This window comes from Mesorhizobium sp. M00.F.Ca.ET.216.01.1.1 (assembly GCF_004010325.2).
Classification (GTDB): Bacteria; Pseudomonadota; Alphaproteobacteria; order Rhizobiales; family Rhizobiaceae; genus Mesorhizobium.
In genome coordinates this window covers 63,896-86,604 of sequence record NZ_SADR02000022.1, presented here as the reverse complement: position 1 = coordinate 86,604, position 22,709 = coordinate 63,896, and the positions used below count along the sequence as shown (strand labels likewise).

Genomic DNA, 22,709 nt, shown 5'->3' with positions numbered 1-22,709 from the left:
CCGGCATTACGACGCGCTGCCCGAGCCGCGGATCAGCTCGGACATCAACGTCGCCCGCTGGCGCGCGTTGCGCGGGGCGCCGTCATCCGAGGCGATCTGGTCGAACAGTTTCAGCGCATCGGCCGTCTTGCCTTCCTTCCAGGCGGCTAGGCCAAGCGCCTCGCGCGCCGTATGGCGCAGCGTGTTGGTGTCGGCGGTGAGCGCCTCGACGCGGCTGGAGACGTCGGCGAAGGAACCGTGATCGACCAGCAGCAGCGCCGCCCTGAGGCGCGCCATATCGCGAATGCCGGAGGGAATGGCCGTGTCGGCGGCGACGTCGTCAAAATCCTTGACGGCGGCGGCGAAGTCGCCCTTGTCCGCCTTGACGGTTGCCGCACGCATACGGGCGAGCAGCGGATAAGCGCCGTAGCCGTCCTTTTCCAGCGCATCGAGGGCGGCCAGCGCTTCGTCGCTCTTGCCGTCATTGGCGAGCTTCAGCGCCTGCGAGAAGGCATCGCCGGAGCGATTGGAGCGGGTCTCGTCCCAATAGCGATAGCCGACGGCGGCGGCGGTTCCAACCACCACCAGCACTGCAAGCACAAGCAAGGCAGGACCGAAGCGGTCCCACAACGCTTGCGCCTGCTCGCGACGAATCTCTTCGTTGACTTCGCGGATAAAACTGTCGTCCGACATGGATCAAAACCATTCCTGCCCCGGCCGGGGCGGTTGATGAGCCCGCGTTTTAGCGAAATTTTGTCGGCATGGAAGGGGTTCGGCAGGAAAATCGGCTAAGAGCAGGAGAGGCGGCCCGCAAAGAGCGACCGCACCCGCGCCACATTTCGCCGATAGCCGGTCCTCGAACCGCCCTCGTTTCCAGACCAGATGCCGATGCCTCGTTTGTCCCGCGTTGTTGCGTTCTCCATCGCGTCGCTTGCCGCTGCCGGCACGGCCTTCGCCGATCCGCCTGCAGCACCAGTGCCAGCAAAGCCGAAGCAGGTCATCATCATCTCGTTCGACAGCGCCCGCGATATTTCGCAGTGGAAGCGCAGTCGGGCGCTGGCCGCGCGTACCGGCGCACATTTCACCTATTTCGTCTCCTGCGTCTTCCTGCTGTCGCCGCAGACGCGAAATGAATATACGGCGCCCGGCAAGACATCAGGCAAATCGAATATCGGCTTTGCCGCGTCAAAACAGGAGGTTGCTGAGCGGCTCGGGCAGATCAACCTTGCCATCTCGGAAGGCCACGATATCGGCAGCCATGGCTGCGGCCATTTCGACGGCAAGGACTGGAGCAAGGCCGACTGGCTGAGCGAGTTCGGCTCGTTCGAACACGTCCTGCAGAACGCCTATTCGATCAACGGAATTGCGCCCGAACCCGCGGGCTGGCGCGAGTTCGCCAGCAAGGCGGTGGTCGGCTTCCGTGCGCCCTACCTGTCGGCAAACAGGGCGCTCTACGAGGCGCTGCCGGCGGCGGGCTTCCGGTTCGACGCAAGCGGCGTCTCGCGCGGCCCGGTCGAACCACCGACCGCGAACGGCATCACCCGCTTTTCGCTGCCGCAGATCCCGGAAGGCCCGAGTTCAAGGCCGGTGATCGCCATGGACTACAATCTCTATGTCCGCCATTCCGGCGGTTTCGAGCGGCCGAGCATGGCCGCCGAATTCGCCGACCGCACCTATGACGCCTTCCGCGCCGCCTTCGATGCGCAATATGCCGGCAAGCGCATTCCGCTAGAGCTCGGCTTCCATTTCGCGCTGATGAACGACGGCGCCTATTGGAACGCGCTGGAGCGCTTTACCGGCGAGGTCTGCGTCAAGGCCGATGTCGAGTGCATCAGCTTTCGCGATTATGTTTCGCGGCACGACGCAAAGCAGGTGGCGGCGGTGGGCGGCTGAGCCGCCCACGTCATCCTCCAAAAATCAGGCCGGGTCCTCGGCGCCTTGGCGCTGGAGATAACGCTGATCGATATCCGGCAGCGGCTCGCCTTCCAGCGTCGCCTCGAAGGCGCGTAGGCGTTTGTGGACCGATTGCAATTCGACAATGGTCGACCAGGACGTGAGCAGGAATTGGAGCGACCCGGTTACGCGGCTGAATGCATTGGAGATCTGGCTAAACGCCCCGAAACTGATCTTATGGGCCACAAAGGATGGCCCCAGGATCAACATGGAGAAGATACCGTCGGCCTGCAGATAGGTGTAACGCACCACATTGAAATAAATGTAGTGAAAATAGAGCCTGAAATAGTTGTGACGGACATTGGAGAACAGCTCGGCGGTGGTTGCGGGTTGGGCCCTGTCCGCATTATCTTCGCCGTAGACGAGCTCCTTGCGATAGGCGGCCTCAACACGCTGGTTGCGAAACTGCAGCCCAGGTAACTTCAGACCTGCAACCATGACCGAAACCGTTCCGAACAAACACCAGGCCAGGGCGGCAAACACAAGAGGCTGAGGGATCGCACCGACAATCGGCAGTTCGCTGATATGGGTCTGCAACTGGATCATGACCGGGAGGAATGCGATCAATGTCATGATCGACTGGACAAAGCTGGAGCCCAGATCTTCCATGATCTGCGAGAACCGCATCGTATCTTCCTGAATACGTTGCGAGGCGCCTTCGATGTGGCGCAGCCTGCTCCAGTTCTGAACGAAGTAGTCGTTCATCGCCGTGCGCCAGCGGAAGATCCAGTGGCTGACGATGAAGGCGTTGACCACCTGCACGTTCATACCGACCAGTGCAAGCCAGGCGAAGCTGCCTAGCCCGATATAAAACTCTGCGGCGGTCGACTTGATGGTGCCCGACATCAGTCCCTGAATGTAGTCATAAAAAGGACCGTACCAGGTATTGACGGCGACACTGACCTGCACGTTGAAATAGATGAGAAACAAGATGACAGCCGTCATCAAAATCGACCAGCCCTGCCACGGGTGTGGCGCGTACCAGTTCCAGAACGCGTAGAAGGCAGCGACGCAAAAAGCGAAATAGAGATAAAACCACAGGAACGGTTTCGACCAGAGCACGGCGATGCCGATGATGGGCGGCGCGTCAAGAGCAGCAGGCGGCAGCCCAAAAACAGCTCCCAATTGTTCACCGGCGAAAAACCAGAACAGGATCGCGGCAAGACTCCAGGCGGCCGCCGAAGTGAAGAACAGCTTCGGCTGTGGAAAGAAGGATACAAACACTGTGACGAAATCCCCGGTCGATCCGCAAATCAGCGGCGTTGCTGTTCGACGGGCATAAAGTCACACATCGACTGGAAAGAAAATGGTGGCCTATGCCCCGGCACCGAGCAAAACCATAATCATGGCGATTTTGGCGCAGCCGACCAGGCGATCGCACCGGAGGCGAGCAAGACGGCAGCGGCCATGATCGACGCCAGGAAGAAGCTGCCCGATGCCTGCGCAAGCAGCCCGGCGACGACCGGGCCGATGATCTGGCCGAGGCTGAAGGAGGCCGTCGTCACCGCGAAAGTCCGCCGCGGCGCTTGCGGGGCAAGCAGCCGCGCAGTCTGCAGGCCAAATGCGGTGATGGCGATGACGGTGCCTCCAAGTAGAAACCCGCCGAGCAACGGCCCGATCGATCCGCCCATGGCGACGCTCGCGGTGACGCCAACCGCCTCGAGCAGGCAAGCCACGGCATAGGCCGAATAGAGCCCGATCCTTGCTGCGACCTTTTGCCAGAACCAGAGCGATGGAAATGCGGCAAGGCCGGTGACCATCCAGACCATGGCTTCGAAGACGCGGCTGCCGCCGCCCTGGCGGACGATGGCGACCAGGAACGTCGCCGTCACCACATAGCCGAAGCCGAACAGGCCGTAGGCGACAATGACCTTCACCAGCGAGCGGTCTTTCGGCAGCGCCGGTTCGCGGCCTTCGTTGCCGTTGGTGGTCGCGGCGCCGCCGACAAACAATGCCACTGCGGCAAAGCCGCAGGCGGAAATGGCGGCGGACCACAGCCAACCCGCTGGCCAGCCGGCATGTTCGGTGACCAGGATCGCCATCATCGCCGAGGACGCTGCGATACCCAAGCCGACGCCGCCGAAATGCAGCGCCTGCAGGTTGTTTCGGTTGGTCGCCGCCAAATGACCAAAGACTATGCTGGACATGAACACCATGACGAAGGCGCTGGCCAGACCGGCAAGAAAGCGGATTGTCAGAAAGGCAGCCATGCTCCCGGTCAGGCCCATCAGTCCGGCGAGGACGGCGCTGGCGACAAGGCCGGCCAGCATCAGCATGCGCTCGCGCCCGTGCGCCCAGCCGCCGGCCGCCGCAAGCGCGCCAATGAGGTAGCCGAGATAGTTGGCGGATGCGATCCAGCCGGCATCGGCCGGCGACAGGCCAAGCTCCTCCATCATGCCGGGCAGGATCGGCGTGTAGACGAAGCGGCCGATGCCCATGGCGACGGCCAGGGCAATCATGCCGGCGAAGGCAAGACGCAAAGGTGACGGCAAGGCGGTTTCCACAGCGGCGCACAATAGGTGCGCTGACGGATGAGACAATCCGCTTTTGTTGGGCCAGAACGCTTCGCAACGGCGGTTGGCAATCGACTTCTATTTGCCCGCACCAGCCGCAGAGGGCGAAGAGCTACTGCTAGCGTTTCAGCGAGTTCAGCCGCAGCTGGCCTGTACAGCGTCCGTCTCGTAGGCAGTGCGCCGTGCCGTCAACCTGAATGGCACGTCGCCGAGCTCGCGCTCCGACATGACGTCCAGAGCCGGATGCGACAGCGGATCAGCCACCCACCTGACGGTCTCGCCTTCGGATCGCTGGTCTTGCCGCGCGCCGGCGGGAAAGATCCTGAGCCATGATAAAATCTTCAATAGATTTGCCTCCTCAGGTCTGATTGGCTTCCTTAAAATCTGCAGCTCTGCCCCATGTTTCAATTGAGATTTCGACCGCGCTGGTTTAGAAAAACTGTATGGCTATGCTGAACCGCGTCCATCTTAACGGCCTGCGCGCGGTGGAAACCGTCGCCCGGCTGGGATCGCTTTCGGCGGCGGCCGGCGAGCTCCATGTCTCTGTCAGCGCCGTCAGCCAGCAGATCAACCGGACAGAGAAGCAGCTCGGCCGGGCGCTGTTCGAACGGACGCCGAGCGGGCTCGTGCTTACCGAGTTCGGCGCGGTCTTCACGGCCAGGCTCGGCGCGGGCTTTCGCGAGTTGGCGCAGGCGATAGCACTCGCCGACGAAGCATCCGAATGCACGCTGGTGGTTTCGGTGGCGCCGGCCTTCGCCTCGAAGTGGCTGCTGCCGAGATTGTCGCGGCACTTTGCCCGGCATCCGGATGTGCTTTTGCGCATCGACGCCTCGGTGCGGATTGCCGATCTCGACCACTCCGACATCGACGTCGCCATCCGGCTCGGCGACGGCAAATGGCCGGGGGCGCGGGCGGAATTGCTGCTGGAGCAGGAAGTCTTCCCGGTCTGTGCCCCGGTTATCGCCAGGAAGCTGAAATTGATCGAAGACCTCGCTCTAACCTGCGCAATCACCGACGAAAGGGCGATGATCAGTTGGGAGAGCTGGTTCGAGGCCGCCGGAGTAAAGCCGGTCACCTTCCTCAAGGGCGCGCGCTTCACCGACCCGATGCTTTGCCTGGAATCGGCGATCGCCGGCCACGGCGTCATGCTCGGCTGGCAATTGCTGGCCGCCGACGCGCTGGCCGACGGCCGCCTTGTCGCGCCCTTCGGTGTGCGTGCCCAGAGCGGCCTCGGCTACTGGCTGGTGACCTCGGCCGCCAAGAGCGAAAGCCGCAAGGTCAGGGATTTCAAGATCTGGGTGCGGGAAGAGATAGAAGCGACCATGGCGCAGTTCAGGTCGTTCGAAAGCACGGACTGAACCTACCCGGCGCAATCGCGGTGGAAAGGGCGGCGACGCCGGTCTATGTAAGAAATAGTCCCACAACACGGCAGGCAGATCATGACCACACATTCGCGCGGCGTTTCCGCAACGATCGACCCGGTGAAGCTCGACAGGCTGGCCGAGGTTGCCATCAAGGTCGGGCTGCAATTGCAGCCGGGGCAGGATCTGGTGCTGACGTCGTCGATCGAAGCCCTGCCGCTGACACGACGGATCATCGAGCACGCCTACAAGGCAGGTGCCGGCCTGGTGACGCCGATCTTCAACGACGACGAGATCACTCTGGCACGCTTCCGCTATGGGGCGGATGCCGGCTTCGACCGCGCCGCCGGCTGGCTCTATGAAGGCATGGCGAAGGCCTTCGCCAACAATGCGGCCAGGCTTGCCGTGCGCGGCGAGGACCCGTCGCTGCTGTCGGCGCAGGATCCGGCGAAGGTATCACGCGCCAACAAAGCGAATTCGATCGCCTACCAGCCGGCGCTGGAGAAGATCACCGGCTTCGACATCAACTGGAATATCGTCGCCTATCCTGATCCGGCCTGGGCCAGGCAGGTGTTCCCGGACGACGCCGAAGACGTCGCGGTGGTGAAACTCGCCGACGCCATCTTTGCCGCCTCGCGGGTGGACGTCGAGGATCCGATCGACAACTGGAAGGCGCACAATGCGACCTTGAAGGGCCGCACCGAATGGCTCAACGGCCATAATTTCCATGCGCTGCATTTCACCGGACCGGGCACCGACCTGACCGTCGGGCTGGCCGACGGCCATGAATGGATGGGCGGCGCCTCGACCGCCAAGAACGGCGTCACCTGCAACCCCAACATCCCGACAGAAGAGGTGTTCACCACGCCGCATGCCAGGCGTGTCGAGGGCCATGTTTCGAGCACCAAACCGCTGTCCTACCAAGGCACACTGATCGAAGGCATTGCGGTGCGTTTCGAGGACGGGCGCATCGTCGAGGCCAAGGCCAGCCGCGGCGAGGATGTGCTGCAGAAGGTGCTCGACACCGATGAAGGCTCGCGCCGTCTCGGCGAGGTGGCGCTGGTGCCGCATTCCTCGCCGATCTCGAAGAGCGGCCTGCTGTTCCTCAATACGCTGTTCGACGAGAATGCCGCCTGCCACATCGCGCTCGGCCAGTGCTATTCGAAGTGTTTCGTCGACGGCGCCTCGCTCAGCCAGGACGAGATCGCGGCGCGCGGCGGCAACAAGAGCTTCATCCATATCGACTGGATGATCGGTTCGGACAAGATCGACATAGACGGCGTGCATAAGGACGGCAGCCGCGTGCCGGTCATGCGCAAGGGCGAGTGGGCGTAAGGAGCCGCCGGCAAAGTAGTCATGCGGCCTATGCGGAGTTGGCAATGGGGCTCGATATCGCGGTCAAGCGCGTCTATGAGCCGCCCGCGTCCAGCGACGGGCAGCGAGTACTCGTAGATCGTGTATGGCCGCGCGGCGTCCGCAAAGATGACGCTGCGCTGACGCTATGGCTGAAGGACATCGCGCCGAGTGATGAATTGCGCAAATGGTTCGGCCATGAGCCGGCGCGCTGGGCGGAATTCCAGCAACGATATCGCGCCGAGCTGGACAGCAACGGCGAGGCGGTCGGCCAGTTGCGCGCCCTGCTCGGCAAAGGCCGGGTGACGCTGCTCTACGGCGCTCATGACGAGTTGCATAATAATGCGGTGGCGCTGGCGAATTATCTGCGGGGAATGGGTTGAGGCGGCATCGCCGCCTAAGGATGACGAAGGGAGAGGCGTGAAAAGCCTCCTTTGGATCGCGGCTACTTCACACCCACCGCCTGCTGATAAACATCCGGCTTGAACCCGACGAGGACGCGGTCGCCAAGTTCCAGCACCGGCCGCTTGATCATTGTCGGCTTGGCCAGCATCAGCGCCTTAGCCTTGTTCTCGTCGAGGCTCAGCTTGTCCTTGTCCGGCAATTCGCGAAACGTTGTGCTCGCCTTGTTGAGCAGGATTTCCCACCCGACCTTGCCGGACCAGCCATTCAGCCGATCCGCGTCCAGACCTTCGACCCGGTAGTCATGGAACTGGTAGGCGACATCGTGGCTTTCCAGCCAGGTGCGCGCCTTCTTGATCGTGTCGCAGTTGGTGATGCCGTACATCGTGATCGTCAAAACGGGGTCCCTCGGACTGATCGTATTCGAATCTGACCGCAGCCTAAAACCGCGCTCGTCACTTTGCCAGCGGCCCCGCTGGCATCCCAATTTTTGGGGCTTGCCAATACTAAGGAATTTCCCTAAGTATACCGAACCATCTTGGCCGCGTGCAGTGGCCGTGAAGAAGGAATGGGCCATGACAAGCCTGCAGACTGCAACACGCGGCGCCCCACCGATCGACGGCATCTTCCGCGCTCTCGCCGACCCGACACGCAGGCGTGTGGTGGAGCGGCTGAACAGAAGTCCTGCCTCGGTCAGCGAGCTTGCCCAGCCGTTCGACATGGCCCTGCCCTCCTTCGTCGAACATCTGAAGGTTCTGGAAGGCTGCGGGCTGGTGCGCTCCGAAAAGACCGGGCGCGTGAGAACTTATCGGCTTGCGCCTGAGTCACTGAAGCTTGCGGAAAACTGGCTGGCCGAGCAGCGCGCGCTTTGGGAACGCCGCCTCGACCAGTTCGACGACTATGTCCTGAAACTCAAGGAGAGAAACACATGAATGTGGCCCCGCTGTTCAAGCCCGACCCGAAACTGGATCTCGTCATCGAACGCGTCATCGAGGCGCCGCGAGAACTGGTCTGGACCGCCTGGACGAAGCCCGAGCATGTCCGCCAATGGTTCACGCCAGCGCCCTGGGTAATCACCGAGTGCGAGATCGACCTGCGCCCCGGCGGCCTGTTCAGGACCCGCATGCAATCGCCGGACGGCAAGGAGGTCAACGACAGGCGTTGCTGCTACCTCGAGATCATCCCCAATGAGCTGCTGGTGTGGACCGATGCGCTGCTGCCCGGCTATCGCCCGTCGACGGATCCGTTCCTGACCGCGGTCATAGCACTGCAGCCGGAAGGTAAGGCGACGCGCTACACCGCGACCGCCATCCACCGGGATGAAGCGACACGCAAGAGCCATGAGGAGATGGGCTTTTACGCAGGTTGGGGCACGGTGCTCGATCAGCTTGCGGTATATGTCAAGACGATCTGAGGCGGCGGCACCTGCTCGCGTTTACATGGCGGCCACGGAATCGTCGTGGCCCTTCCGTTTGGGAGCGGCCAGACCCGGACTGGTTGTTACCGGGGACTGGAGCCTTTGTATGGTCCATCTTGAACCGCACGTGGCGGGCTATTTCGCGACCGCGTGCCATAAGATAGAGTTTGGGCGGGGATCACTCCCCGCCCGCTCGTTTAGCCGCCCGTGCGCTGAAATTGACGGCCGAGCAGATAAAGGAATTGGTGCGCCGCCAGCGAGAGCGGAAGGATTAGATCACAGCCGCATATTTTCTGAGTTCGGCAACCGTTTTGGGCAAACCCTGCTTTTCTAAGGTATCTAGGTACTCTTCGGCGGTTCTGGGCGGGTTTTTCAGGCGCGCTCGGCATCTTTGAGCGGCAACGAGTACAGCGGCGGTGTTAGGCCCGAATTGGTGAAATATGAAGTCGTCGGGATGAATTACCTCAAGTTGGTATTTTGCGAGGTAGTCCGCGGGGAAATCCTTCAGATTGAAGGTCACAATCGCGTCGCAGCTGCCATGGATTGCGGCGGCCAGGACATGGTGATCGCCTTTGTCGGGAAGACTTAGGCCAGCCATGAGTTCTTCAAAGCCTTGAATCTCGCAATCCAAAATCGCGCGGTTCATGAGGTCTTTGGTGCGGGTGAGTTGAGCTAATGTTAGGTCGGGACGATTTTCCAAGACGTTCCTGATCCACTCACCATGGATCTGTTCCGTCCATTTAGCGCGGAATAAACCTTCCCGCTGCGAGTTCCACGAGGAAATCACGCAGCGGGGCCGGGTAAAGTGCACAAGCGTCAATTAGCGCCGTGTAGCTAGACTTCTTAATAGCCCATCCCCAATTCCTGGGCTTGGGCGGCCAAGTCATCCATTACGCGCTTTCGCTCATCCTCATTAGACTTACGGAAGGCTTCTAAGTCGCCAAACTTGATGCGCCTATGGGTTCCAACCATGTTGAACTTCACCTTACCCTCCTCAAGCAAGCGAATTAGGTACGGGCGAGAGACATTCAGATAATCAGCAGCCTCTTGCGTTGTCAGCTCCGCATGGATTGGGACTAGCGTAACGGCATTCCCCTGCGCCATCTCAGTTAGCAGGTGGTACAGCAACTCACTCACGGCCTTGGGAAGCCGAAGCACCTCGCCACCATCCACTTGAACGCGCAGTTCTGCACCTTCGTGTTTGGCACGCGAAAGCTGGCGGCTGGCCTGTGCAGCCAATTCGGCATCGTCGGCCGATGGCAAGATCGGTCGTTCCAACAGCGTGGTCATGTTGATTTCCTTTGTGTGATCTCGATATAGCATCTCGAATCAACAACCGCAATATCCGCAACAACCGCAATAAACGCAATCCATTACTTAATTGGAACCCTTTTCGTTCCCATTCTCACCATCAAAAAAATTGTGCAATTTCAAAACGATGACCATCGAAACTGATAGCGTGATCAAACAATCATGCATTCAAGGCCGGCTTGAAAGGGATATTCCTATCCCATGTCAACCATATATCGCCGCGAGAACAAAAAGGGAACAAATCAAGCAAGAACGAGGCGAGCGCTGATGCCTGGAAGCAACCAGCGCTCGCAAACCACCTATTACGGCGCTTACTGTCCAAGCTTGGGAATTTCCGGAGAGTTAGGCCCGTAACCGATAATGCCCTTCACTTCGAGGAAATCGTGGATCGCCCAGTCGGCATATTCGCGGCCGTTGCCGGACTGCTTGTAGCCGCCAAAGGGCGCGAACGTGTCCCACTCTGGATAGTTGATCGAGATCTGCCCGGCGCGCAGACGCCCGGCGATTTTCCGCGCATGGTCGATATCCTTGGATTGCACGTAGGCGGCGAGGCCGTAGACGGTATCGTTGGCGATCTTCACCGCATCGTCGTCGTCCTCATAGGAGATGACGGAGAGCACCGGCCCGAAAATCTCTTCCTTTTCGATTGTCATGCCGGGCGTGACGTGGCCGAAGACCGTCGGCCGCACATAATAACCACGGTTGAGGTGCTCCGGCCGGCCGGGGCCGCCGGTGACCAGCGTCGCGCCTTCGGCGATGCCGGCCTCGATCAGGCGCTGGATCTTGTCGAACTGAATATTGCTGACCACCGGCCCGAGCTTGGTGTCTTCTGAGCGCGGATCGCCCACCTTGTGCGCTTCGGCCGCCCTCCTGGCGATCGTCAGCGCCTCGTCGTGACGGGCAGCCGGCACCAGCATGCGCGTCGGCGCATCGCAGGACTGGCCACTGTTGCCGAAACAGGCGTTGACGCCCCGGCGCACGGCCGCCTCGAAATCGGCATCGGGAAGCACGATGTTGGCCGACTTGCCGCCAAGCTCCTGCGCGACGCGCTTGACCGTCTCGGCCGCCGTCTTGGCGACGATGATGCCGGCCCGGGTCGAGCCGGTGAACGAGACCATATCGACATCGGGATGGCCCGCCATGACCTGGCCGACATCGGGGCCGGTGCCATTGACCATGTTGTAGACACCCTTCGGCGTGCCGGCTGCCTGCATCACCTCAGAAAAGACAATGCCGCTGATCGGCGCGATCTCGGAGGGCTTCAAGACAACGGTGCAGCCGGCGGCGATCGCCGGCGCCACCTTGCAGACGATCTGGTTGAGCGGCCAGTTCCACGGCGTGATCAGCGCGCAGACGCCGATCGGCTCCTTGACCACCATGGTGGTGCTGCGCTTCTCGCTGAACTCATAGTCCTCCAGCGCCTTGATGGTGGCCTCCATATGCGCCCTGCCCGCCCAAGCCTGCGCCTCGCGGGCCCAGGTGATCGGCGCGCCCATCTCTTGGGAAACGGTCTGCGCGATGTCCTCGTAGCGCTCGTTGTAGACTTCGAGGATACGTTTCAGCAGCTTCAGGCGCTCGGCCTTACTGGTCTGCGAGAAGGCCGGAAAGGCTGCCTTCGCCGCCGCCACCGCGCGATCGACATCCGCCTTCGAGCCGACGGAGATCTTGGTGTATGCCTCTTCGGTGGACGGATCGATCACATCCAGCGTTGCCGGCACCACAGGGGCCACCCATTCGCCGTCGATGAAGAAATTCAGATGATTGCTCATGGGATGCTCCGGTTTTTCTGGAAGGGACAGGATCAGATTAGCTGGGCAGCATAGGGCAGTTAGCGCCACGGCGCAGGCTGATATGCGCCACGTCGCCGACGCTGAATTGAAAACCCTCGGCCTGACGAGGTGCGTCGATCACCACCGGTGTGCCCTGCTGCCCCAGCTCCGCATGCAGGCGCAACGTGCGGCCGTGAAAGACGATGCTGTCGACCCGCACCGGTGCGGTGCCAGCCGTGGCCTCGGTCGTCGCCAAAAGATCCTCCGGACGCACGCCGATGATGCGCACCGCGCCTTCATCCGGTGCCTCGCCAGTCTCCGATGTAGCTTCGAGCGGCAAGGCGCCGGCGGCAAAACGCAAGCGATAGCGCGACTGCAGCAAAGGTCACCTACATGCGCTTGGTCAAATGAAAATCCTAGTGGCGATTTCATGATTTTGAAAGAGCGTTTCCACCTCGCCATTGGGACACGTCAAGATCGATCGGGATCCAGCGGTGCCGAGACCGCCCGGACAGATTGACAAAACTTGCCTTGGAGGCGGGATAGACCTTTGGCGGGAATTTGTTGAAAGTGCCGTGCCGAACGGGCAGGCCCCATCTTTCGATCATTCATTGGCCGCGCCGGGTAACCGCCGCAGCCGGACCAGGACAACAGGGAATAGCAAGCCATGACCAACGCAACACTCTTGCCCGCCGAGGGCCTCTTTCTTGGCCGCGCCAGGACAAGCGATGCTTCCCATCCGCTGGTGGTCACGGTGCGCGACGGCGAAGTCTTCGACATCACGTCGAGCACGGCACCGACTGTGCGCGATGTTTGCGAGCTGCCGGATCCGGCAGGACATGTCCGCTCGGCCAAGGGCAAGCCGATCGGCTCGCTCGACGCAATTGCCGCCAACAGTTTCCAGGCTGCGCGCGATCCGGGAAAGCCATACCTTTTGTCCCCGGTCGACCTGCAGGCGGTCAAGGCGTCGGGCGTCACCTTCGTCGTCAGCCTGCTCGAGCGTGTCATCGAGGAGCAGGCGCGCGGCTCGGCCGAGAAGGCAGACGCCATTCGTGCCGACATTGCCGGGCTGATCGGCCACGATTTGTCGAAGCTCAAGCCGGGTTCACCGCAAGCGATGGAGATCAAGGCCAAGCTCATCCAGCGCGGCGCCTGGTCGCAATATCTGGAAGTCGGTATCGGCCCCGACGCCGAGATCTTCACCAAATGCCAGCCGATGGCCTCGGTCGGCTTCGGCGCCGATGTCGGCCTGCATCCGGTGTCGACCTGGAACAATCCGGAGCCGGAGATCGCCGTGATCGCCGCCAGCAGCGGCAGGATCATCGGCGCGACGCTCGGCAACGACGTCAATCTGCGCGATGTAGAAGGCCGCTCGGCACTGTTGCTCGGCAAGGCCAAGGACAACAATGCCTCGGCTTCGCTAGGCCCCTTCATCCGGCTGTTCGATGAGACTTTTTCCATCAATGACGTGAAGCAGGCCACCGTGCGCCTGAAGGTCGAGGGCGAGGACGGGTTCTCGCTGGAGGGCGCCAGTTCGATGGCCGAGATCAGCCGCTCGCCGGAAGAGCTGGTCGCCGCCGCCATGGGGCCGCACCACCAATATCCCGACGGGCTGGCGCTCTATCTCGGCACGATGTTCGTGCCGTCGAAGGATCGCGGTGAAAAAGGCAAGGGCTTCACGCACAAGGTTGGCGACATCGTCACCATCTCGTCGGAAAAATTCGGCGCCCTGGTCAATCGCGTGCGGCTGTCGCCCGACTGCCCGCACTGGACCTACGGCGCCAGCCACCTGATGCGCGATCTCGCCAGGGCCGATCTCATCTAGCTTCTCATCCCAAAACAATTCCCACCTATCACAAGAGATGCAGGGTTCCCGGCATTCAAAGTTGAGGGGCCGCTTGCCGGGAAATATCATGAAAACTGATGCAATCTGATGGGATTACTGATGGCGCCGCAGTTTGCGCCAACGTCCACTGATTGATGGAGGCTTGCCAACGGTCGAAAAAGGGATTGCTCTGAGGGTACCCAGATCGGCGCTGGCAGGAGGATACGATCAAGGTCCTGACCGTGATCGTCGCCGGAGGTGGAGATCAGTTTTCAACATGGGAGGAAATCAAATGCTGACGAGGCTAAGACTACTTGTACTTGGCTTGATTGTGGCGCTGGCCATTCCGGCGGCGGCACAAGCCAAGACCTTCTATTGGATTTCGCATGGTGGCCCGGCCGATCCGGTCTGGACCTACTTCCTCGCCGGCGCCAAGCAATGGGCGAAGGACACCGGCAATACCGTCAACACCTCGTTCCACAATGGCGACGTGGCCTCCCAGCAGGAGGCGGTGCGCGCCGCCATCTCAGCCAAGACCGACGGCATCGTCACCACCAGTCCCGATCCGGGCAGCCTTGTCGAGATCGTCAAGGAAGCACGCGCGGCAAATATCCCGATCATCAATTTCAACACGCCCGATCCAAAGGCGAACTTCAACGCCTATGTCGGCGGCGACAACGTCACCTTCGGCAAGCACTGGGCGCAATATCTGGTCGACAAGGGCCTGGTGAAGAAGGGCGATTTCGTCTGGATGCCGGTGGAAGTGCCCGGCGCCACCTACGGCGTCCAGGAAGAGGAAGGCATCAAGAGCGTCTTCGAGCCGCTTGGCATCACCTATGAGATCACCGAAGCCACGCTCGACCAGGCCGAAGTGATCAGCCGCATGGTCGACTATCTCACCGCCAACAAGGCCAAGGTTAAGGCGATCATCGGCCTCGGCGACCTGGTGACCGGCTCGATCAAGCGGGTGTTCGACCAGGTCGGCATCAAGCCGGGCGAAATACCGGTCGTCGGCTGGGGCAACTCGCTCGACACCACGCAGGAGGTGCTGAACGGCTACGTCAACGCCGGGCAATGGCAGGACCCGCAGGCGACCAGCTATGTGGCGCTTTCGCTCGCCAACATGGCCGCCAGCGGCATCCCGCCCGGCTTCAACGTGATCACCGGCGCGCTCTACGAAAAGGACACCGCCGGGGTCTACGACAAGATCCTGTCAGGTAAATAAATCGCCATCGGAACAGTCGCGACTGCACCCGCGGTCGCGACTGTCTTTTCCGGTCCGTCGAGCCTGCCTGATACCGCGCAGGTTTCAGCCAATTCCATTCATGCCGCGGGTTCAATGTGGAAAATCGTCCCCCCATCATCCAACGCCTGATCGCGAGACCGGAGTTCGGGCCGTTCGTGCTGCTCGTCATTGAGCTTGCCGTCTTCTGGGGCATCAATCCCGATTTCCTGTCGCCGCAGAACATCTCCAACATACTGGCCTTCACGGTCGAGCTCGGCCTGATCGCGCTGGCGATGACGCTGTTGATGACATCGGGCGAATTCGACCTTTCGGTCGGCTCGCTGTTCGGTTTCTCGCCGGTCTTGATGTGGACCCTGTTCAACGGCGGCGTCACCTCGCTGGAGGCAGGCTTCGTCATCGCACTGCTGGTCGCCGCCTTCATCGGGCTGGTCAATGGCTGGTTCGTCACCCAGCTCAAGATCCCGTCCTTCCTGGTGACGCTCGGCATGCTGCTGGTGGTGCGCGGCACCGCTTTGTTCGTCACCAGCGGCTTCCCGCAGCGGACCTGGAGCGCCGAAGGCAGCTGGCTGGCCGAGGCGTTGGTCGGCGATTTCTTCATCGGCCCGTTCCGCATCTATATGTCGCTGTTCTGGTTCATCGCCGCGGCAATCGCGCTCGGCTACGTGCTGACGCAGAGCCGTACCGGCAACTGGATCCAGGCAGCTGGTGGCAACCCCAACGCGGCAAGGGCGCGCGGCGTCAACGTCAGCGGCGTCAAGATCGGCCTGTTCATCCTGTCGTCGATCATGGCCTCGCTGGCCGGGGTGATCAGCTCGCTGCGCACCTTGGCGGCCAATCCCAACAGCGGCACCGGCTACGAGCTCGAAGTCATCGCCATGGTGGTGATCGGCGGCACGGCGCTGACCGGCGGGCGCGGCACCATCGTCGGCACCGTGCTCGGCATCCTGATCCTGCGCGTGATGCGCAACGGCATCGTTCTGATCGGCGTGCCTGGTCTTGCCTACAACATCTTCATCGGCGCGATCATCCTCGGCATGATGGCGCTTCATTCATGGCTGGAACGCCGGCATCAGGCAGGAACTTGAACCATGGCTGAACCGCTTGTCCGCATGGAAAACATCCGCAAGTCGTACGGGCGCGTGCAGGCGTTGGTGGACGCCAATTTCCACGTCAACGAAAGGGAGATCGTCGGGCTGCTCGGCGACAACGGCGCCGGCAAGTCGACGCTGATCAAAGTGCTGTCGGGCGCGGTGCCGCTGACCAGCGGCGATATCTTCATCCGCGGCAAGAAGGTCCAGCTGCGCAGCACCAGCGATGCCATCGCCCATGGCATCGAAACGATCTACCAGGACTCGGCGCTGGTCACGCAACTGTCGATCGCGCGCAACCTGTTCCTCGGGCGCGAGCCGATCAAGCCGCCGCGCTTCCTGAACCGGATGGACCAAGAAGCGATGAACGTGGTTGCCCGCGACCTGCTCAAGCAGGTCGGCATCTCGAAGAACATCCCGCCGACGACGCCGATCGGCTCGCTCTCCGGCGGCGAGCGGCAGGCCGTGGCGATCGCGCGCGCCATGCACTTCGACAGCGACCTGATCATCCTCGACGAGCCGACCAACAATCTCGGTGTCGCCGAGACGCAAGGCGTGCTGAGCTTCGTGCGCAGCGCCCGCGATTCCGGGCATTCCTGCATCTTCATCGCCCATAACATCCATCACGTCTTCCAGGTGGTCGACCGCATCGTCGTCATGCGCCGCGGCAAGGTGGTCGCCGACGACATCGACCCCAAGAAGACCAGCGTCGCCGAGGTCGAACGGGTCATCACCGGCATGTCCGACAAGGAGATCCACGACGCCCTGGTGGAGGGCTCGAAATCGCAGGGTAGCGGTTAGCCGGCCCCAGTTGGTTGATTGTCGAGCCGACCCGACGGGCGCTCATCTGATGGGCGACAATCATCGACTGCGGCAAGTTCTGGCACAGGATCGCATCAGCTCCTATGACTGTGACAATGAAGGCTACCGTTGCGGACATCGCCAAGAGCTGCGGGCTGTCGACCGCGACCGTCGACCGGGTGTTGAACAACCGACCCGGCGCCAGCGCCGCCAACCGGCAGCGCGTCATGGAGGCTGCCAAGCAGCTCGGCTATCTGCCGGTCCTGGACCAGGTCGCGCTGCCATCGAGGCCGGCGCATCTCGAATTCTTCCTGCCGATCGGCAGCAACGACTTCATGATGGACCTGGCCAGGCACATCGAGGATTATGCGGCGCGCCTGCCGCTTGTCGCCTCGTGCCGGATTCACAACCTTGCCGGCATCTCGCCGAACGCATTGCAGGCGGCCGTCGAAAATCTCTCGCTGAAGGCAAACGGCGTCGGCGTCATCGCCGTAGATCACCCGAGAACGCGCAATATCCTGCGCGAGGTCGTCGAGGCCGGCCTGCGGCTCGTCACGCTGGTGTCGGACGTTCCGGCCGCACCGCGCTCGGCCTATGTCGGCATCGACAACCGCGTAGCCGGCCGCACCGCGGCACTGTTGATGGGACGCTTCCTCGGCGGCCGCACCGGCCATCTGGCTATGGTGGTCGGTTCGCGCTCCTATCGCGGGCACGAGGAACGCGAAATGGGCTTTCGCTCCGTTCTCAGCGAGGAGTTCCCCAACCTCACCGTCACCAGCGCCGTCGAGATCAACGACGAGCCGGAAGTCAGCTACATCGCGACGATGAAGGCGCTGCACAACGAGCCGGAGCTGCTCGGCATCTATTGCGTGGGAGCTGGACGCTCCGGCGTGGCGAAAGCGCTGCTCGAAGCCAAGCCGCAAAAGAAGCCGGTGTTCATCTGCCATGATTTGACAAAGGAAACGCGCGGCTACCTCGTCGACGACCTCGCCGATGTCGTCATCGACCAGAATGCGCGGCTGATCGCCGAGCAATCGGTCATTCGCCTGCTTGGCTCGATCGCGTCGTCGGCGCCCTATTTGACGAAGAAATTCATCGAGCCGCGCCTGATCTTCAAGGAAAACGTTCCGGTGCAGTGAACCCGCGCTTCCGGACCGACATCGCAAATTTTGAGGCGAGCCGCAAATCTGCACACCAGCTATGCAACTTTTATGGTTGCCGAATCATTAAGCAGCCCATATATATTGTGTGTCGGCCATCTACTCCTCCCAGATGCGATGCCGACGCTGAGTGCGGTGCACCTCCTCCCGCGCCGTATTCGAAATCGAGCCCGCTGCCACCTCCTCCCGGCAGCGGGCTTTTTTTATTTCCGGCTCATGGATCTGCGGAGCGTGTGCGAGCAGGCTGTTTTTGCTATCGCGCCTTGAACGATGCGATCAGGCCTTCCGCCATGCGCACGAACTGCGCGCTGGGGCCCTCGGCGCCGACGCTTTGCAGGCTGACGCGGGCACCCTCGAGCAACAGCGACAATGTGTCGGCGAGAAGCTCGGCCTGCCCGACGCCGGCATCCCGGCACAGGGCCACCAGACGATCGCGCTGGGCCTGCTTGAGTTCCTTGATCACGCGCCTTGCCGGATGATCGCTTTCGCTCAGCTCGATGGCGGCATTCGCCATGTCGCAACCACGACTGTCGGACATCAGGCAATCTGCCGCCATCCGAACCCAGGCATGCAATTGCGCCAGCTTGTCGCCCGGGTGCTCGGTCTCGAACTTTTCCCACATCGCATTGGCGCTGCATGCGGTCGCTCGCAGGCACTCGATGATCAGGTCGTCCTTGGACTCGAAGTGACGGTAGAGGGTCATCTTGTTGGTGCCGGCCGCCTCGGTGATCGCGTCAATGCCGACGCCCCGAATGCCATGCTTGTGAAACATGTCCCGTGCCGTCTCCAGGATGCGATCCCGGGGGCGAACACGTTCCACAGTGCCGTCTTCCATCAAAACCTCCTTGCGTTTCCTGTTTCCTGAAAATTTCCCTCGGCACACCTCTTGACTGGGGTGTTACCGGTCTGTAACGTTATGAATGTTACTTACTGGTAACACCTCTATTGCCCGGCGTCAATGACAGGATCGCCGTTCGACCCGCCGGGGCGGAATGGGGACAAAAAACTGAAAATCATGCGGCTTCGGCCGGTGAGAACGACAAAGCGGTTCGCGATCATCCGATGCGAATCGCCAGCAAGGAGCCGCTACGATGTCGCAGCGCAATGATCTGACGATCGATGAAGCCGTGCAGGATCCGATGATCCGGATGCTGATGAAGGCGGACCGTGTCGACCCGCGCGCATTCGAAGCGATGCTGCGTTCCCTCGTGGCTGCGCAGGGCGAGCGGCGCAAGGCGCAGTCGTCGCATTTCCTGGAGGACTCCGGTTCGGCGCGTAGGCAGCGGCTCTCCAGAGCTGCCAAGGGATTTGGTAACGCAAAGGCATTCAGCGAGGCGTGCGTTTCATGGTGAACTTTTTCATCCACCGTCCGATCTTCGCATCGGCGATCGCCATCATCATGGTGCTCGCCGGGACGATTTGTTATTTCCTGCTGCCCGTCTCGCAGTTCCCCGACATCACGCCGCCTCAGGTCGTGGTCAGCGCCAATTATCCCGGCGCCAGCGCGCAGGTGGTCGCCGACACCGTGACGACGCCGCTCGAACAGCAGATCAACGGCGTCCAGGGCATGACCTACATGTCGTCATCGAGCTCCAATGACGGCTCATCGACGATCACCGTCACCTTCGAGGTCGGCTATCCCCTGAGCACTGCCGCCGTCGACGTCCAGAACCGGGTGTCGCAGGCGGCGTCGTCGCTGCCGGCGATCGTCAACCAGGGCGGCGTGACGATCAAGAAACAGAACCCGAACTTCGTCCTGATCGTCAACCTCACCTCGCCGGACGGCTCCGTCGATCCGGTCGCGCTCAGCAATCTCGCCTATCTTCAGGTGGTCGATCCGTTGAAGCGCCTGCCCGGCGTCGGCGACGTGCAGATCTTCGGCGAGCGCCGCTATTCGATGCGCGTGTGGCTCGACCCCGACAAGCTCGCCAATCTCGGCATTACCGCGGTCGATGTCCAGAACGCGATCGCCGAACAGAACGTCCAGGTGGCGGCCGGCAAGATCGGCCAGTCGCCGGCTCCCGCCGGCACCGCCTTCGAGATGCAGGTCAATGCGGTCGGCAGGCTAAGCGATCCCAAGGAGTTCGGCGACATCGTCGTGCGCGCCAACTCCGCCAGCGGTTCGCTGGTGCGGCTGCGCGACGTTGCCCGCATCGAACTAGGCGCGCTGCAATATTCGTCTTCGGCCTTCTTCGGCAAGGATCCGACGGTGGTGCTTGCGGTCTACCAGATGCCGGGTTCCAACGCGCTCGATCTGCAGCAACGCGTCAAGGACAAGATGCAGGAACTGTCTGCCCGCTTCCCAAAGGGCGTCAGCTACGCCATGCATTACGATACGACGCGCTTCGTCTCGGCCTCGATGCATGATGTGCTGATCACGCTCGGCGAGGCACTGGTCCTGGTCGTCGCCGTCGTGTTCATCTTCCTGCAAAGCTGGCGCACCACGATCATTCCGACCATTGCCATTCCGGTGTCGCTGGTGGCGACGCTTGTCGTCATGTACATGCTCGGCTTCTCCTTGAACATGCTCAGCCTGCTTGGCATGGTGCTGGCGATCGGCCTCGTCGTCGACGACGCGATCGTCGTGGTCGAGAATGTCGAGCGTCAGTTGGAGGCCGGCCTTCGTCCGCTGGCCGCCACCCGCGCCGCCATGGCCGAGGTGACGGGCCCGATCATCGCCACTACCGCCGTGCTGATGGCCGTGTTCGTACCGGTTGCCTTCATCCCCGGCGTTTCCGGGCGGCTCTACAACCAATTTGCTCTGACGGTGGCGATCTCGGTCGGCATCTCGGCCTTCAACTCGCTGACGCTCAGCCCAGCGCTCAGCGCTGCCTTCCTGCGCCACCGCCCGGAAACGCAGTTCTTTTTGTTCCGTTGGTTCAATACGGGCTTCGAACGGCTGTCGCACGCCTATGCCCATGGCGTGCGCATCCTCATCCGCTTGCGCTGGATCATGCTCGGGCTGTTCGCGGCCGGGCTGGTCGCCACCTATTTCGTCTGGCAGCGGCTGCCCTCGACCTTCCTTCCGGTCGAGGACCAGGGCTATTTCTTCGTCGTCATCCAGTTGCCCGATGGCGCGTCGCTGGAACGCACCGACGCGGTGGCGCGGAAGGCGCGCGACATCCTGCAGAGTACGCCCGGCGTCGATATCGTCGGCTCGATCAGCGGCTTGAACTTCCTCACCAGTGCCGCCCAGTCGAACTCGGCGGTTGAATTCGCCATCCTGAAGCCGTGGGATGAACGCGGGCCCGATCAAAGCGCCTCGAAGCTCGTCGCCGACGTGCGCTCGAAGCTGCTGCAAATTCCGGATGCTGTCGCGCTCAGCTTCGATCCGCCTTCAATTCCGGGCATCGGCACGACGGGCGGCTTCGAATTCCAGGTCGAGGATTTGACCGGCCGCGGCGCCGCGGCGCTCAACGATGCGACGCAAGCGGTGATCGCCGAGGCGCGCAAGCAGCCCGAACTCAACCCGCAGCAATTGTTCTCGTCGTTCTCGACCTCGACGCCGCAGTTCAACTACGATCTCGACCGCAACAAGGCGAAGCTGCTCGGCCTCAACCTGCCGGATGTGTTCAACACGCTGCAGATCTATCTCGGCTCGCTCTATGTGAACGACTTCAACCTGTTCGGTCGCACCTTCCGGGTGACGATCCAGGCGGACAAGGATGCGCGCGCCGGAGCGGCCGACATTTCGCGGCTTTACGTGCGCAATGCCTCCGGCGGCATGGTGCCGTTGAGCACGCTGGGCAGGCTGGTGCCGATCGTCGGCCCCGAAACCGTCCCGCATTACAACAACAATGCGTCGGCGAAGATCAATGGCGGTGCGGCGCCAGGATTTTCCTCAGGCCAGGCGGTGGCAGCGATGGAGCGTGCCGCCAACGCGGCCTTGCCGAGGGATTTCGGTTTTGAATGGACCGGCATCACCTATCAGGAGCTCAAGGCCGGATCGATCGCGTCCATCGTTTTCGGGCTCGCCATGGTTTTCGTCTTCCTGATCCTGGCGGCGCAATATGAGAGCTGGGCGATGCCGTTCATGGTGCTGCTGGCTGTGCCGCTCGCTTTGTTCGGCGCATTTGTCGTGCTGTTCCTGCGCGGCATGCAGATCGACGTCTATTCGCAGATCGGCTTTGTCATGCTGATCGGACTGGCGGCGAAGAACGCCATCCTGATCGTCGAATTTGCCCGGCGCCGGCGCGAGGAAGGCCTCAGCATCGTCGACGCGGCGATGGAGGCGGCACGTCTGCGGCTGCGGCCGATCCTGATGACCGCCTTCGCCTTCATCCTCGGCGTGCTGCCGCTGATGTACGCCACAGGTGCAGGTGCTGCGAGCCGCCAATCGATCGGCACCACCGTCTTTGGCGGCATGGTTGCGGCGACCGTCCTGTCGCTGGTGTTTGTGCCTGTCTTCTATGCGGTGATCGAGAAGTTCCGCGAGCGCCGCATCGAGGATGAACCTGTTTCCGAACCGACCGAACCAACTGCCGAACCCGTTTTCGCGCCATTGGCCGAAGCGGCTGAATAGGACTGGAGA

The 22,709-nt window shown here is 61.9% G+C and carries 23 protein-coding genes; 13 read left to right on the top strand and 10 right to left on the bottom strand.

Annotated features, from left to right (window positions below; genetic code table 11):
• Window positions 1-6 precede the first annotated feature (6 nt).
• Window positions 7-672 (bottom strand): tetratricopeptide repeat protein, encoded by a 666-nt coding sequence (locus EN859_RS25495; RefSeq protein ID WP_127855294.1) that lies wholly within the window; start codon window positions 670-672, stop codon window positions 7-9.
• A 195-nt stretch (window positions 673-867) separates the two neighbouring features.
• On the opposite strand from EN859_RS25495, the gene EN859_RS25490 reads away from it, so the two are divergent.
• Window positions 868-1,872: a polysaccharide deacetylase gene (locus EN859_RS25490; RefSeq protein WP_127855295.1), complete on the top strand. Its 1,005-nt coding sequence runs from the start codon at window positions 868-870 to the stop codon at window positions 1,870-1,872.
• Between the two features lie 24 nt (window positions 1,873-1,896).
• Here EN859_RS25490 and sbmA read toward each other — a convergent pair whose 3' ends face one another.
• The 3 genes from sbmA to EN859_RS25475 form a co-directional block, all read right to left on the bottom strand.
• On the bottom strand, window positions 1,897-3,156 hold the full coding sequence (gene sbmA / locus EN859_RS25485; protein ID WP_127855296.1) for a peptide antibiotic transporter SbmA: 1,260 nt from the start codon (window positions 3,154-3,156) through the stop codon (window positions 1,897-1,899).
• Window positions 3,157-3,275: 119 nt separating this feature from the next.
• Window positions 3,276-4,391 carry a YbfB/YjiJ family MFS transporter gene (locus tag EN859_RS25480; RefSeq protein WP_189502237.1) on the bottom strand — a complete coding sequence of 372 codons (1,116 nt, stop codon included), beginning with the start codon at window positions 4,389-4,391 and terminating at the stop codon, window positions 3,276-3,278.
• 189 nt (window positions 4,392-4,580) lie between these two features.
• On the bottom strand, window positions 4,581-4,790 hold the full coding sequence (locus EN859_RS25475) for a hypothetical protein (protein ID WP_127855298.1): 210 nt from the start codon (window positions 4,788-4,790) through the stop codon (window positions 4,581-4,583).
• 98 nt (window positions 4,791-4,888) lie between these two features.
• Here EN859_RS25475 and EN859_RS25470 point away from each other — a divergent pair, with 98 nt between their 5' ends.
• The 3 genes from EN859_RS25470 (at window position 4,889) to EN859_RS25460 (ending at window position 7,542) form a co-directional block, all read left to right on the top strand.
• The gene (locus EN859_RS25470; protein WP_127855299.1) at window positions 4,889-5,803 is read left to right on the top strand and encodes a LysR substrate-binding domain-containing protein; all 915 of its coding nucleotides are present in this window, start codon (window positions 4,889-4,891) and stop codon (window positions 5,801-5,803) included.
• Between the two features lie 81 nt (window positions 5,804-5,884).
• Window positions 5,885-7,141 carry an aminopeptidase gene (locus EN859_RS25465; protein ID WP_127855300.1) on the top strand — a complete coding sequence of 419 codons (1,257 nt, stop codon included), beginning with the start codon at window positions 5,885-5,887 and terminating at the stop codon, window positions 7,139-7,141.
• A 44-nt stretch (window positions 7,142-7,185) separates the two neighbouring features.
• On the top strand, window positions 7,186-7,542 hold the full coding sequence (locus EN859_RS25460) for a DUF488 domain-containing protein (RefSeq protein WP_127855301.1): 357 nt from the start codon (window positions 7,186-7,188) through the stop codon (window positions 7,540-7,542).
• Window positions 7,543-7,604: 62 nt separating this feature from the next.
• On the opposite strand, the gene EN859_RS25455 is transcribed toward EN859_RS25460, so the two are convergent.
• Window positions 7,605-7,958 carry an ArsC family reductase gene (locus EN859_RS25455; RefSeq protein ID WP_127855302.1) on the bottom strand — a complete coding sequence of 118 codons (354 nt, stop codon included), beginning with the start codon at window positions 7,956-7,958 and terminating at the stop codon, window positions 7,605-7,607.
• Window positions 7,959-8,136: 178 nt separating this feature from the next.
• On the opposite strand from EN859_RS25455, the gene EN859_RS25450 reads away from it, so the two are divergent.
• Entirely contained in the window at window positions 8,137-8,493 is a 357-nt protein-coding gene (locus EN859_RS25450) for a metalloregulator ArsR/SmtB family transcription factor (RefSeq protein ID WP_127855303.1), read from the top strand.
• Entirely contained in the window at window positions 8,490-8,975 is a 486-nt protein-coding gene (locus EN859_RS25445) for an SRPBCC family protein (protein ID WP_189502233.1), read from the top strand. Before EN859_RS25450 ends, EN859_RS25445 begins: the two co-directional genes overlap by 4 nt.
• Before the next feature lie 274 nt (window positions 8,976-9,249).
• Here EN859_RS25445 and EN859_RS25440 read toward each other — a convergent pair whose 3' ends face one another.
• The 4 genes from EN859_RS25440 to EN859_RS25425 all read right to left on the bottom strand — a co-directional run bounded on the left by EN859_RS25440 (window position 9,250) and on the right by EN859_RS25425 (window position 12,440).
• Complete coding sequence (locus tag EN859_RS25440) at window positions 9,250-9,678, bottom strand: PIN domain-containing protein (RefSeq protein ID WP_348632945.1); 429 nt, start codon at window positions 9,676-9,678, stop codon at window positions 9,250-9,252.
• A gap of 143 nt (window positions 9,679-9,821) precedes the next feature.
• Window positions 9,822-10,268 (bottom strand): helix-turn-helix domain-containing protein, encoded by a 447-nt coding sequence (locus EN859_RS25435; RefSeq protein WP_127855304.1) that lies wholly within the window; start codon window positions 10,266-10,268, stop codon window positions 9,822-9,824.
• A 332-nt stretch (window positions 10,269-10,600) separates the two neighbouring features.
• Window positions 10,601-12,058 carry an aldehyde dehydrogenase family protein gene (locus tag EN859_RS25430; RefSeq protein WP_127855305.1) on the bottom strand — a complete coding sequence of 486 codons (1,458 nt, stop codon included), beginning with the start codon at window positions 12,056-12,058 and terminating at the stop codon, window positions 10,601-10,603.
• Between the two features lie 37 nt (window positions 12,059-12,095).
• Complete coding sequence (locus tag EN859_RS25425; RefSeq protein WP_245525703.1) at window positions 12,096-12,440, bottom strand: TOBE domain-containing protein; 345 nt, start codon at window positions 12,438-12,440, stop codon at window positions 12,096-12,098.
• A gap of 285 nt (window positions 12,441-12,725) precedes the next feature.
• Between EN859_RS25425 and EN859_RS25420 the strand changes: the two genes are divergently transcribed.
• The 5 genes from EN859_RS25420 (at window position 12,726) to EN859_RS25400 (ending at window position 18,157) form a co-directional block, all read left to right on the top strand.
• Window positions 12,726-13,883, top strand: coding sequence for a fumarylacetoacetate hydrolase family protein (locus EN859_RS25420; RefSeq protein ID WP_127855306.1), 1,158 nt, complete (start codon window positions 12,726-12,728; stop codon window positions 13,881-13,883).
• Window positions 13,884-14,175: 292 nt separating this feature from the next.
• Window positions 14,176-15,108 carry a substrate-binding domain-containing protein gene (locus EN859_RS25415; protein ID WP_127855307.1) on the top strand — a complete coding sequence of 311 codons (933 nt, stop codon included), beginning with the start codon at window positions 14,176-14,178 and terminating at the stop codon, window positions 15,106-15,108.
• A 116-nt stretch (window positions 15,109-15,224) separates the two neighbouring features.
• Window positions 15,225-16,214: an ABC transporter permease gene (locus EN859_RS25410; protein WP_127855308.1), complete on the top strand. Its 990-nt coding sequence runs from the start codon at window positions 15,225-15,227 to the stop codon at window positions 16,212-16,214.
• A 3-nt stretch (window positions 16,215-16,217) separates the two neighbouring features.
• Window positions 16,218-17,018, top strand: a complete 801-nt coding sequence (locus EN859_RS25405; protein WP_127855309.1) for an ATP-binding cassette domain-containing protein — start codon at window positions 16,218-16,220, stop codon at window positions 17,016-17,018.
• A 116-nt stretch (window positions 17,019-17,134) separates the two neighbouring features.
• Window positions 17,135-18,157: a LacI family DNA-binding transcriptional regulator gene (locus tag EN859_RS25400; RefSeq protein ID WP_127855310.1), complete on the top strand. Its 1,023-nt coding sequence runs from the start codon at window positions 17,135-17,137 to the stop codon at window positions 18,155-18,157.
• A gap of 274 nt (window positions 18,158-18,431) precedes the next feature.
• Here the strand turns inward: EN859_RS25400 and EN859_RS25390 are convergent, their stop codons facing one another.
• On the bottom strand, window positions 18,432-19,013 hold the full coding sequence (locus EN859_RS25390; protein WP_127855311.1) for a TetR/AcrR family transcriptional regulator: 582 nt from the start codon (window positions 19,011-19,013) through the stop codon (window positions 18,432-18,434).
• A 256-nt stretch (window positions 19,014-19,269) separates the two neighbouring features.
• On the opposite strand from EN859_RS25390, the gene EN859_RS25385 reads away from it, so the two are divergent.
• Window positions 19,270-19,530 (top strand): hypothetical protein, encoded by a 261-nt coding sequence (locus tag EN859_RS25385; RefSeq protein WP_127855312.1) that lies wholly within the window; start codon window positions 19,270-19,272, stop codon window positions 19,528-19,530.
• Complete coding sequence (locus EN859_RS25380) at window positions 19,524-22,700, top strand: multidrug efflux RND transporter permease subunit (protein ID WP_127855313.1); 3,177 nt, start codon at window positions 19,524-19,526, stop codon at window positions 22,698-22,700. Before EN859_RS25385 ends, EN859_RS25380 begins: the two co-directional genes overlap by 7 nt.
• Window positions 22,701-22,709 lie beyond the last annotated feature (9 nt).

Bases quoted from the DNA above. Each gene is read 5' to 3' on its own strand.
- EN859_RS25495 (WP_127855294.1), bottom strand. From the start codon at position 672: ATGTCGGACGACAGTTTTATCCGCGAAGTCAACGAAGAGATTCGTCGC.
- EN859_RS25490 (WP_127855295.1), top strand. From the start codon at position 868: ATGCCTCGTTTGTCCCGCGTTGTTGCGTTCTCCATCGCGTCGCTTGCC.
- EN859_RS25480 (WP_189502237.1), bottom strand. From the start codon at position 4,391: ATGATTGCCCTGGCCGTCGCCATGGGCATCGGCCGCTTCGTCTACACG.
- EN859_RS25470 (WP_127855299.1), top strand. From the start codon at position 4,889: ATGGCTATGCTGAACCGCGTCCATCTTAACGGCCTGCGCGCGGTGGAA.
- EN859_RS25465 (WP_127855300.1), top strand. From the start codon at position 5,885: ATGACCACACATTCGCGCGGCGTTTCCGCAACGATCGACCCGGTGAAG.
- EN859_RS25460 (WP_127855301.1), top strand. From the start codon at position 7,186: ATGGGGCTCGATATCGCGGTCAAGCGCGTCTATGAGCCGCCCGCGTCC.
- EN859_RS25450 (WP_127855303.1), top strand. From the start codon at position 8,137: ATGACAAGCCTGCAGACTGCAACACGCGGCGCCCCACCGATCGACGGC.
- EN859_RS25445 (WP_189502233.1), top strand. From the start codon at position 8,490: ATGAATGTGGCCCCGCTGTTCAAGCCCGACCCGAAACTGGATCTCGTC.
- EN859_RS25435 (WP_127855304.1), bottom strand. From the start codon at position 10,268: ATGACCACGCTGTTGGAACGACCGATCTTGCCATCGGCCGACGATGCC.
- EN859_RS25430 (WP_127855305.1), bottom strand. From the start codon at position 12,058: ATGAGCAATCATCTGAATTTCTTCATCGACGGCGAATGGGTGGCCCCT.
- EN859_RS25420 (WP_127855306.1), top strand. From the start codon at position 12,726: ATGACCAACGCAACACTCTTGCCCGCCGAGGGCCTCTTTCTTGGCCGC.
- EN859_RS25415 (WP_127855307.1), top strand. From the start codon at position 14,176: ATGCTGACGAGGCTAAGACTACTTGTACTTGGCTTGATTGTGGCGCTG.
- EN859_RS25405 (WP_127855309.1), top strand. From the start codon at position 16,218: ATGGCTGAACCGCTTGTCCGCATGGAAAACATCCGCAAGTCGTACGGG.
- EN859_RS25400 (WP_127855310.1), top strand. From the start codon at position 17,135: ATGAAGGCTACCGTTGCGGACATCGCCAAGAGCTGCGGGCTGTCGACC.
- EN859_RS25390 (WP_127855311.1), bottom strand. From the start codon at position 19,013: ATGGAAGACGGCACTGTGGAACGTGTTCGCCCCCGGGATCGCATCCTG.
- EN859_RS25385 (WP_127855312.1), top strand. From the start codon at position 19,270: ATGTCGCAGCGCAATGATCTGACGATCGATGAAGCCGTGCAGGATCCG.
- EN859_RS25380 (WP_127855313.1), top strand. From the start codon at position 19,524: ATGGTGAACTTTTTCATCCACCGTCCGATCTTCGCATCGGCGATCGCC.